This window comes from Telluria antibiotica (genome assembly GCF_011682055.1).
In the GTDB taxonomy this organism is placed as follows: Bacteria; Pseudomonadota; Gammaproteobacteria; order Burkholderiales; family Burkholderiaceae_D; genus Telluria; species Telluria antibiotica.
In genome coordinates this window covers 1-11,543 of sequence record NZ_JAAQOM010000003.1, presented here as the reverse complement: position 1 = coordinate 11,543, position 11,543 = coordinate 1, and the positions used below count along the sequence as shown (strand labels likewise).

General features: G+C 59.1%; 6 protein-coding genes. 4 read left to right on the top strand and 2 right to left on the bottom strand.

Going from position 1 to position 11,543, the window contains the following annotated elements; translation table 11 throughout:
* Positions 1-73 precede the first annotated feature (73 nt).
* Complete coding sequence (locus HAV22_RS05290) at positions 74-610, bottom strand: winged helix-turn-helix transcriptional regulator (protein ID WP_229421101.1); 537 nt, start codon at positions 608-610, stop codon at positions 74-76.
* A gap of 24 nt (positions 611-634) precedes the next feature.
* The gene (locus tag HAV22_RS05285) at positions 635-1,732 is read right to left on the bottom strand and encodes an ATP-binding protein (protein ID WP_166857306.1); all 1,098 of its coding nucleotides are present in this window, start codon (positions 1,730-1,732) and stop codon (positions 635-637) included.
* 328 nt (positions 1,733-2,060) lie between these two features.
* Between HAV22_RS05285 and HAV22_RS05280 the strand changes: the two genes are divergently transcribed.
* The 4 genes from HAV22_RS05280 (at position 2,061) to HAV22_RS05265 (ending at position 11,144) form a co-directional block, all read left to right on the top strand.
* Positions 2,061-4,325: a P-loop NTPase family protein gene (locus HAV22_RS05280; RefSeq protein ID WP_166857304.1), complete on the top strand. Its 2,265-nt coding sequence runs from the start codon at positions 2,061-2,063 to the stop codon at positions 4,323-4,325.
* A gap of 90 nt (positions 4,326-4,415) precedes the next feature.
* Positions 4,416-6,803 (top strand): type I restriction-modification system subunit M, encoded by a 2,388-nt coding sequence (locus HAV22_RS05275; protein ID WP_166857302.1) that lies wholly within the window; start codon positions 4,416-4,418, stop codon positions 6,801-6,803.
* Positions 6,800-8,122 carry a restriction endonuclease subunit S gene (locus HAV22_RS30790; RefSeq protein WP_208296075.1) on the top strand — a complete coding sequence of 441 codons (1,323 nt, stop codon included), beginning with the start codon at positions 6,800-6,802 and terminating at the stop codon, positions 8,120-8,122. The genes HAV22_RS05275 and HAV22_RS30790 overlap by 4 nt, the downstream gene beginning before the upstream one ends.
* Positions 8,100-11,144 (top strand): type I restriction endonuclease subunit R, encoded by a 3,045-nt coding sequence (locus tag HAV22_RS05265; RefSeq protein ID WP_166857300.1) that lies wholly within the window; start codon positions 8,100-8,102, stop codon positions 11,142-11,144. Before HAV22_RS30790 ends, HAV22_RS05265 begins: the two co-directional genes overlap by 23 nt.
* Positions 11,145-11,543: the final 399 nt, after the last annotated feature.

The window sequence follows — 11,543 nt, the reverse complement described above, 5'->3', positions numbered from 1 at the left end:
CGCAACAACATTGCTGAGGACTTGATATGAATCCTAACAGCAATTTCTGCTTAAAGCAACCAGTTTATCCAGATTATTTGATGGCGAGATACTTGAACTCGATTCCCCCCGTCTCAGCCACTTCTTCAACACGCAAGAAGTAGCCTTGCTGGACGAGGTTCTTCAGCCTTGTGCTGGCGTTCTGGACAGACAAACCCAGATCGGCGGCGACCTGAGAGGTCGTGACTTGGCTCTGCTGCAATACATAAGTGACGAGCGTTTTCGTCGCCTGATTCATCTCGGGACCGATTATTTCGAACTCGTGCCTGGTCCATATGACCAGCGGCTGAGCTTTTGCCAAAGCCGCATAGCTCCAGTTGTCGATCAGGTCCCTGTTGTGCAGGTCGGTGAGATAGATCCCCTTCTCCCCGCGTAACTGCTTAGCTAGGGATATCACGCTCTCACGAGGAAACGATGCGTCAGTAGCCTCGATGCCGGAGAGGGAGATTCCGAACACCCGAACCGCTGGGTGGGCTTCCACAAAGTCGGCCAGGCCACGGAAAACAGCCTTTCCTTGGCTGTTGCCGAACGGACGATCACTGTCGGTGAAGTCGCGAAGCTTCACGACCATAGAATTCTGGTTCATTTTAGCAGTTTAAAGAGCGCCATCTGGAGAGTCAAGCATGAAGTCGAAACAAATGTGTGTGCCCTCTATGCGCACCAAGTTAGTGTCGTGTGTGAAGGTTACCTCATCATTTGAATGGTGAATCCGCAGCTCGAAGTCACGTTGCCGAACAGAGATCCGAGCCCGAAACTTCTTGGCAAATTCGCGGGATCGCTTTAGCCCCAACCCTCGGCCGTCCGCATCCACTTGGCTGATTCGACCGGCCGAAAATACCTCTTTAAGCAGCGCAACTCCTGAGTGGTCTTTCGAGTCAGCAATCTTCTGCGCCACTTTGGGATATCGCTGCTGAAGGACTGGCTCCAGAGTCCCAACAATGCCTCGACCATTGTCCGAGATCACAGCTTGAATGCGGCGGCCTGCCTTATAGGACTGGAGACCAGCAAAACCAAGTGTGCTTGCAGCTGAATGTTCTAAGACGTTGCTGTACAGCTCAGACAAGATGGTCATCACGGCAACTGAATAACTCTTGCCCGCGCAGCTGACAAAGCTACGCTCAAGCAGGCGGGGAATTTCGCCTTCTTCTCGCGCTGGGTCGATCGCCCGGAACTCAACGACACTATCATTGTTCCCTCTGTACTGTTTGGAAAGACCACGTTTGGGCCGCTTAGGTAATACTTGAATCGCGACATTCAGATGGTCGAAGAAGCCCAACCGGTCAAGGTAAGTTGCCGTGCTCCGTGACTCAGTGAAGTCCAGAACCACCGTCTTGCCTGTATGAGCAAGCTGGTTACTGAGCGCCAGCAATCGCGCCAGCGACTCCAGCATCATACGAGAGTCCTCTTTCAAGCTGAACACCACTAGCTGACACGGGGAGTCCAGCGGAGAACCGGCCTTACTCAACAACTTCTCGACATCTTTGGCGGTCAACCAGGCCTTGCCCGAAAATTCAACCCGCAATTCCGCTGGTGGCACCAAAGACCAGCAGGAGGATTCGTCCTGCTGAAATATGTCTTTGTGCGCATGGAGCAAAGCGCTGACGGGGGAGCGCTCGAAGCCAAGACGAGAAGCAATCGTCCTCGCCTTCAACCCTGGGTTTTGACTGACAAAGTCTCGGATCTTTTCTAGCATTTCCTGGATGAAATTTAAATCGCCACGACAATTGTAAACATTCCCGAGCCATAATTCTGGCTGTTATCGAGACTACCCTTTAGAGTCCATTGCAGCAGCAGGGCAGGCTGAACACACGGCTCAGCTTTGCGCCGGCGCCCACGCCAAGAGCGTTGGCATTCAACTGCAGTTGAACGGCATATCGCCGGCGATCTGTCCTTACCGACGAGTGCGTCGACAGATATAAGAAAAAGCCTCAACGACGTTGTTCCACGTTGTTCCGAAAGTTCTTGACAGTAATTTAAGCACACGGTAGAGTTTGGTACATCGTGGAACAACAGGAGGGCAAATGCCATATACCGCATCAAAATCCCCCACTAAGGATCGTCCAGGCTTCAGCATCAGCTTCCGGCATCCTTGCCGGAACGACTCTAAGGGCAAACCCGGCCTGAAGGTTCGGCGCGGTCTTGGCACTGCTATCGCCGAGGAGGCGGATGCGCTCGTTGCCCAGATGAACAAGCTGCTAGCCGATGAGTCGTGGTGGAACGCCAGTCGGTACAACGACGCCCTTCTGGCCTTTAGCCCGATCGTCGTCGATGCCTTCTTCGACGGACTGCAGGCCAGCGTGCCGAACCCCGTGGCGCTACGCGACAGCGTCATCCCCTTGCCTAGTCGCGCGGATGGCTATGCCCGTGTGCTGTTCGTCGGCACGACCGGCGCAGGCAAGACCTCGCTTCTTCGACACCTGATCGGCTCCAACCCCGACAAGGATCGCTTCCCCTCGACCTCGACCGCGAAGACCACGGTATCTGACATTGAGGTGATCCCGGACGATGGCCCGTACCGTGCAGCCGTTACCTTCTTCTCGGAGCATGCCATCCGGGCAAACGTTGAAGACTGCGTGGTGGCAGCCTGCTCGGCAGTGTGGGACTCGATGGGTGACGAAAAGGTGGCAGACAGGTTGCTGCACCACGCTGACCAACGCTTCCGCCTGAGCTACCTGCTGGGCGCTTGGAAGACGGCTAGCGATGACGTCGCGGACGATGACTGGGACTTCGGTAGCGGCGATGAGCCGTCTGCGGCCCCAGTGGCCGACGACCGGGAAGCCGTGCCGCCCGCGGATGCCGCCGCTCTGCAGGTCAAGCTGGCCGGCTACGTAGATCGGGTCAAGACTATTGCCACAGTGATGGCGGCTGCAATCAAAGCAGAACTGCTGCCCGAGCCGTCTACTGCGCAGCCTGAAGACCTGCAAGCCGCGCTTGAAATCTTTCAAAGCGAGCTGCTGGATGACGAGGCCTTCCGGGACCTGGTGTTGGATATCATGGACGACATCCAGCTGCGGTTTGACCGCCTGGACGTGGGCACACTCACCAAGCGCGGCAAGGCTGCCCGCTGGCCTGAACTGTGGACCTACGAAACCGCCGACCGGGACGATTTTTTGCGTCAGGTGCGCTGGTTTTCCAGCAACTACGCGCCGGCCTTCGGACGCCTATTGACGCCCTTGGTTGACGGCATCCGCGTGCGCGGTCCTCTGCATCCTGTTTTCACGAATCGCCGCGACAAGGTGGTCTACCTCGACGGCCAAGGTCTCGGCCACACGCCTGACTCTTCCAGTAGCGTGACCACGCACGTGACCCAGCGGTTCGCGGACGTGGACACAATCCTGTTAGTGGACAACGCTGAGCAGCCTGTTCAGGCTGCTGCGCAGGCGGTGCTGCGTGCGGTGGCTGCTAGTGGTAACTACGGCAAGCTCGCCATCGCTTTCACGCACTTCGATCAAGTGAAGGGACTCAACCTGCCCGGGTTCGCCGCCAAGCGGGCCCATGTGCTGGCCTCGGTGCATAACTATCTGGCCCGCCTCAGAGATGTGCTGAACGGCCCGATCGTGACCGCCATTGAGCGGACAATCGACGCCCAATGTTTCATGCTCGGTGGTCTGGATGCTGCATCCGAGAAGCTGCCCGGTGGCGTTCGGGCGCAGCTGGAGCAGTTGCTGGAGCAGTTCGAGCGCTCCATCACGCCGCCGCCGCTGCCAGATGCTAAGCCCTCCTATGACCCGTCCGGCCTGGGCTTCGCCGTGCAACGTGCGGCAGACAGCTTCCAGCGCGCATGGAAATTCCGTCTGGGATTTGCCTCCAGCGCGGAGGTTAGCAAAGAACACTGGACGCGCGTGAAAGCGCTGAACCGTCGCATCGCCAACGAGCTGGACGTGGAGTATGACTCCCTTCGACCGGTGGCTGACTTCGTGGGCCGAATCACCGAAGAGGTCTCCAACTTTCTGGATCACCCGGTGCGCTGGTCTCGGATCCCAAAGGACGACACTGAAGCGCAGGAGGCTATCGCACCTATTCGGCAGGCTGTCTTCCGCGAGCTGCATTCGCTGGCCGTCGCTCGGCTGGTGGATCAACACCTAACCGATTGGCGGCGCGGCAACGACCACAAGGGCAAGGGGTCTGCCGATCGCCGTGCTGTGGACATCCGTGGCATCTACGAGCTGGCGGCGCCTGTGCCAGGCACTGTCAACTCTGAGCCGGCACTCGACTTCATGAAGGCTGTGCGCCACATCGTGCGCGTGGCGATCGAGGATCAGGGTGGAGAAATGAAGACGCTCTAATGGTACAGACCATACTCTGGAACTGCCGATGTTCAAGTCGGCGTAGAGCTGTACCCCTTGACGACAACAACAGACAACATAAAAACTTTGATGGATCAATCTCAACTTAAGTGGATCGCTGACTTCATTTGGAACATCGCCGACGACCGGTTGCGCGACGTTTACGTCCGCGGCAAGTACCGCGATGTCATCCTGCCCTTTATCGTGCTGCGCCGGCTGGACGCACTGCTTGAGCCGACGAAGAAGGATGTGCTGTCGATGAAGACGCAGCTCGACGCCGCCAAGGTCGCCAACCAAGATGGCGCACTTCGGAGCGCCGCAGGCCAAGCGTTCTACAACACCGCAGCCACCACGCTGGCCGACCTGAAAGCGATTGCCGGCGGCCAGCGCCTGCGCGACAGCTTCATCGCCTACTTAGATGGCTTCTCGCCGAACGTGCAGGAGATCTTGACCAAGTTCAAGTTTCGCGACCAGATTCAAACACTGGTCGAAGCGGACATCCTGGGCCACCTGATCAGCGACTTCCTGAACCCCGACGTTAACCTATCGCCCAAGAATGTGCTGGACGAAGATGGGCGCGTGCGCCTGCCCGGGCTGGACAACCACGGCATGGGTACGGTGTTCGAAGAACTGATCCGCCGCTTCAATGAAGAGAACAACGAAGAAGCCGGTGAGCACTTCACCCCGCGTGACGTGGTCAGCCTGATGGCCAAGCTGTTGTTCCTGCCAGTGGCGGACAAGATTCAGTCCAGCACCTACAAGCTGTACGACGGCTGCTGCGGCACCGGCGGCATGCTGACGGTGGCCGAAGAGGAATTGCTGGAGCTGGCACAGGACCACGGCAAGGAAGTGTCCATCCACCTCTTCGGGCAAGAGATCAACCCCGAGACCTACGCCATCTGCAAGGCCGACCTGCTGCTGAAGGGCGAAGGAGCCGAGGCCGACAACATTTTCGGCGGCGCGGACAAGTCCACCCTGTCGGCGGACCAATTCCCCTCGCAAGACTTCGACTTCATGTTGTCGAACCCACCGTATGGCAAGAGCTGGAAGACCGACCTGTCCCGCCTAGGCGGCAAGAAGGAGTTCAACGACTCGCGCTTCATCGTCAAGCATGGCGACGACCCGGAGTTCAAGCTGATCACGCGCTCCAGCGATGGTCAACTGATGTTCCTAGTCAACAAGGTGCAGAAGATGGTGCACAACACCGAGTTGGGCAGCCGCATTGCGCTGGTTCACAATGGCTCGGCACTGTTCACCGGCGATGCCGGCCAGGGTGAGAGCAACATCCGCCGCTGGGTGATCGAGAACGACTGGCTCGAAGCCATCATCGCCTTGCCGCTGAACATCTTCTATAACACCGGCATCGCCACCTACATCTGGGTGCTCACTAACCGCAAGGCTGAGCATCGCCGCGGCAAAGTGCAGCTCATCGACGCCAGCCGCTGGTTCCAGCCGCTGCGGCGCAACCTGGGTAAGAAGAACTGCGAGATGTCGAAGGACGACATCCAGCGCGTGATGGATTACTACCTGGCCCAGCCGCCGGCAGATGCGCAGGCCGCAGCGTTTATGCCGGAATGCAAGTGGTTCAATAACGCCGACTTCGGCTACTGGAAGATCACGGTCGAGCGCCCACAGCGCCTGAAGAGCCAGCTCAGCCACCGCGCCATTGAAGCCCTGCGCTTCGCGTCGGGTGACGAGGCGCTGCGCACAGAGGCCTACGGCCGTTGGGGCGAGAAGCTATACACCGAGTTCCACAAAGTCCGGCCCGAAATGGAAGCCTGGCTCAAAGGCGACGACGGCACGTCGGACGACGATGAAGATGAGGCTGACGACGACGGCGACGCCAAGCCTGCGCGCAAGGCTGTGCCCGAGAAGCGCCGCAAAAAGCTGCTGGACCCAACCACCTGGGCTCGCGACAAGCAGTTGGTCGACTTGGCACGGCTCGCGCAGAAGTCGCTTGGCGAAGGTGTGTTCGACGACCACAACGACTTCCGTGCCCGGTTTGAGGCCGCAATTAAGACGGCGGGCCAGAAGATCAGCAACCCTGACAAGAAGCTGATCTACCGTGCCGTGAGTTGGCGCGACGAGACGGCGCCGCCGGTCATCGCCAAGCGCACCAAACTGAAGGCCAGCGACTACTTTGACCCCGGCTTCGACGGCGCTTACCTGGAGCACGACGGCAAGGACCGCTACATGGTCGAGTACGAACCCGACACCGACCTGCGCGACACCGAGCAGGTACCGCTGAGCGAAGCCGGCGGCATCGAGGCCTTCTTCCAGCGAGAGGTGCTGCCTCATGCGCCCGATGCCTGGATCGACATGACAGCAACCAAGATCGGCTATGAAATTTCGTTCGCTCGCTACTTCTACAAGCCAGCTCCCTTGAGGACGCTTGCGCAGATTCGTGAGGACGTCCTGAAGTTGGAAAAACAGACTGATGGCTTACTACACAAGATCATCGGGGAGGCAAGATCTTGAAACTGCACCGTTACCCCGAATACAAAGACTCTGGGCTGCCATGGGTCGGTGAGATCCCTGCTCACTGGGAAACCATGCGGGCACGCTACCTTTTTAGAGAAGTCGATCGTCGCTCGGTAAAGGGTGAAGAAACTCACCTATCAATGAGCCAAGTTCACGGCCTGGTTCCCAGCAAAGGACTTAATCGGAAAAGCCTTCAGTCGGAGAGCTATGCCGGGGGAAAGCTTGTAGCCGAGGATGATCTTGTACTCAACAGGTTAAAAGCTCATCTTGGGGTGTTCGCCAGGGCAAGCCAGAGCGGAGTCGTCAGCCCGGATTACTCGGTGTTTCAGCCCTCTGGAGGAGCGTCCGTAGGCTATTGCGAGAGATTGTTCAAGACGCCGCTGTATGTCGCCGAATTCCGGCGAAGGACGAAGGGGATCGTCGAGGGCTTCTGGCGTCTCTACACGGATGACTTCTACAGCGTCCGGGCGCTGCTGCCCCCGAAGGTCGAGCAAGACAAGATCATCACGTACTTGCGCGCGCAGGATGCCCACATCGCACGCTTCATCAAGGTAAAGCATTCCGCACTCAGCTTGCTCGCCGAGGCACGCGCTGTTCTGGCAGACCAGGCAATTAGGTCCGACAGGACGCAACAAATTCGCCTCGATCGCGTGCTGCGTCTGGTCTCAAAGCCAATTCAAAGGATGCCCAATGAGGCCTACACCGCGATTGGGCTGAAGAACCGCGGGCGCGGCATCTTCCACAAGCCCTCAAGCCTCGGCAGGGATCTGGGTGACTCCATCTTCTTCCCGGTTGAAGAGGGTGACTTCGTGTTCAGCGGTCAATTTGCCTGGGAAGGCGCTGTCGCCGTCGCGGCGGAGGCAGACCACGGCTGCATCGCGTCCCATCGCTATCCCATCGCCAAGTGCGACCGAGACTTGGTGTTGCCGGAGTACCTGTACACGTTCTTCCTGAGCGGTAAAGGTGATCTCATCCTCAACCATCACTCGCGGGGGGCTGCAGGCAGAAATCGCCCGCTGAATCCCCGAACTCTGCTTAAGGAGGCGATTCCAGTTCCGCCGATTGATTTGCAGTACGAAGTGCTGGCTTTGTACAAGGAAGAGCTGAAAGTAAAGCGCGACGTTGAAAAAGAACTGGCCCTGATTCGGGAGTTTCGCGATCGACAAATTGTGGACGTCGTCACTGGCCAAGTCGACGTGCGAAGCTGGCAACCTGGGCACGAAGACCAGATCACCGAAGAAGACCTAACGGCGCTCGGCGATGTTGATGACGACACTACGGAGGAGGAAACCGATGGCGACGACGGACACGAGTGAAAAGGGGTTGGAAAGCCTGATCGTGCGGCACCTGACCGGGCAGCCCCCGGCGCAGGCCGTACCCGCCAATACGGTGCAGGCCGGTGCTGGTCACTATGGGGTGGGCACCTATGTGCAAGGCGCCCCCGCCGACTACAACCGCGACCTTGCGCTGGATGTGCCCAAGCTGCTGGCCTTTCTGCAGGAGACGCAGCCTAAGTCCTTCGCGGCCTTGGGTCTCGCAGACGAGGGCACCAAGCGGACCCAGTTCCTGCACCGCCTGCAGGGCGAGATCGCCAAGCGGGGCGTGGTGGACGTGCTGCGCAAGGGCGTGAGCCACGGGCCGGCCCATGTGGACCTGTACAAGGTGCTGCCCACGCCCACCGATCCGACATCGGTGGAGAACTTTGAGAAGAACGTCTTCAGCGTCACGCGCCAGCTGCGTTACAGCAACGACGAGACCCAGCGCTCGCTGGACATGGTGATCTTCCTGAACGGCCTGCCGTTGATCACCTTCGAGCTAAAGAACTCGCTGACCAAGCAGACCGTGCAGGACGCCGTGGTGCAGTACCAGACCACGCGGCCGCCACATGAGCTGCTTTTCCAGCTGGGCCGGTGCATGGTGCACTTCGCGGTGGACGACGCCGAGGTGCGCTTCTGCACTCACCTGACGGGCAAGAGCTCGTGGTTCCTGCCCTTCAACAAGGGCCACAACGACGGCGCTGGCAACCCGCCCAACCCGCAGGGCCTGAAGACCGACTACCTGTGGAAGCAGGTGCTGGCCAAGGAGTCGTTGGCCAACATCATCGAGAACTTCGCCCAGATCGTTGAGGAAGAGGACGAGAAGGGCAAGAAGAAGCGCAAGCAGGTATTCCCGCGGTACCACCAGCTGCGCTCGGTTCGGGCGCTGCTGCAGGCGGCGCGCAGCGAGGGGGTAGGCCACCGCTACCTGATCCAGCACTCGGCAGGCAGCGGCAAGAGCAACACCATTGCCTGGCTGGCGCACCAACTGGTAGAGCTGAAGGCGCCGGCTGACCCGCTGAAGCCGCTGTTCGACACGGTGGTGGTGATTACTGACCGCCGTGCGCTGGACACGGCCATCGCCCGCACCATCAAAGGCTTCGACCATGTGTCATCGATCTTTGGCCACTCCGACAGCGCCGACGAGCTGCGTGGCTACCTGAGCCAGGGCAAGAAGATCATCGTTACCACGGTACAGAAGTTCCCCTGGGTGCTGGACGAGCTGGGCGGCATGGCGGCTAAGCGCTTTGCGCTGCTGATCGATGAGGCTCACTCCAGCCAAGGCGGCAAGACGACGGCCAAGATGCACCTGGCCTTGTCTGGCAGCGATGGCGATGCGGAAGGCGACGAAGAGTCGGTGGAAGACAAGGTCAACCACCTGATCGAGTCGCGCAAGATGCTGGGAAATGCCAGCTACTTCGCCTTCACTGCCACGCCAAAGAACAAGACACTAGAGCTGTTCGGCGAGCGCTATGAGGAAGGCGACAAGGTCCACTTCCGCACGCGGCCGGAGCTGACCTACACCACCAAGCAAGCCATCGCCGAGGGCTTCATCCTCGACGTGATCAAGAACTACACGCCGGTGGTCAGTTACTACCGCGTGGCCAAGACGGTCGAAGACGATCCGGATTTCGACAAAAAGAAGGCGCTGAAGAAGATCCGCACCTATGTCGAGTCGCACGAGAAGGCGATCCGCAAGAAGGCCGAGATCATGGTGGACCACTTCACGGTGCAGGTGGCAGGCAAGCGTAAGATCGGCGGCCAGGCGCGGGCCATGATCGTGTGCAGTGGCATCGCACGCGCGGTGGACTACTACTTCGCTGTCTCCGACTACCTGAAGGAGATCAAGAGCCCGTTCAAGGCCATCGTGGCGTACTCAGGCGAGCACGAGGTCAACGGCCAGAAGCGCACCGAGGCGGACCTGAACGACTTCCCCGGCAAGGACATTCCCGCCAAGCTCAAGCAGGATCCGTATCGCTTCCTTATCGTGGCCAACAAGTACGTCACCGGCTTCGACGAGCCGTTGCTGCACACGATGTACGTGGACAAGCCGCTGGCCGGCGTGCTGGCCGTGCAGACGCTTTCCAGGCTGAACCGCGCCCATCCGCAGAAGCACGACACTTTCGTGATGGACTTCGCCGACAACGAAGAGGCGGTGAAAGCCGCGTTCCAAGACTACTACCGTGCCACGGTGCAACTGGGCGAGACCGACCCGAACAAGCTGCACGACCTGAAGGCCGATCTGGATGGCCACCAAGTCTACGCTTGGGCGCAAGTCGAGCAGTTGGTGGCGTTGTTCGTGAACGGCGCTGAGCGGGACACCCTCGACCCAATCTTGGATGCCTGCGTGGCGGTCTACACCGAGCAGCTCAACGAAGAGCAGCAGGTCGAGTTCAAGGGCAAGGCCAAGGGTTTCGTGCGCAGCTACGGCTTCCTTGGCGCCATCCTGCCCTACGGGCACCCGGCATGGGAGAAGTTGTCGATCTTCTTGAACTTCCTGATCCCGAAGTTGCCGGCGCCTAAGGAGGAAGACCTGTCCAAGGGCGTGCTGGAAGCGATCGACATGGACAGCTACCGCCCCGAGGTGAATGCTTCACTGGCGATGGCCATGGACGAGGCCGACGGCACGCTCGAGCCGGCACCGATGGGTGCCGGTGGGGGCCTACCCGAGCCCGAGGTGGACAAGCTCTCCAACATCATCAAGACCTTCAATGACCTCTTCGGCAACATCGACTGGAAGGACGCTGACAAGATCCGTAAGGTGATCGCTGAGGAGATCCCGGCGAAGGTGGCGCAGGACACGGCTTACCAAAACGCTCAGAAGAACTCCAGCAAGCAGAATGCCAAGCTGGAGCACGACAAGGCGCTGGGGCGCGTGGTCTTGGCCCTGCTGACAGACCACACCGAGCTCTTCAAGCAGTTCAGCGACAATCCGAGCTTCAAGCGGTGGCTGACGGACTCGGTGTTTGATGCAACGTATAGAAAGCCCCCGGCAAGCGGTGGGGCGCAGGTTTCAATTTGAACACTGTGGTACCGAAGCTTGGTTCGTTCGCGCAGCCAGTCGAGTCCGCGCTTCTTTTCTCAGTCCACTTGATTGCACCGTATCGCGGTATAGACTGATCGAAGAGTGCGGGCTGTGTGCCCTGCCAATGCTGTAATCGCTTTGGTAAGAACGATGAGACGTGTGCCAATTACTGATGACGACGTCGCTAGATGGAAGGCGCAAGGACTCGGCCTTGGTGAAGGCGCACACTACAAACCTTGGATCGATGTTCGATGTTTTTCGTCGAGAGGGGCTTTGTTGCACAAATCCGTCCCTGCGGCGGCCAAGCTGGGCCACGGGTAAACTGACGGGATGAGTGCACCAGCCAAACCGAAATACCGAACGACCAACTGGAAGGAATACAACGAAGCGTTGAGA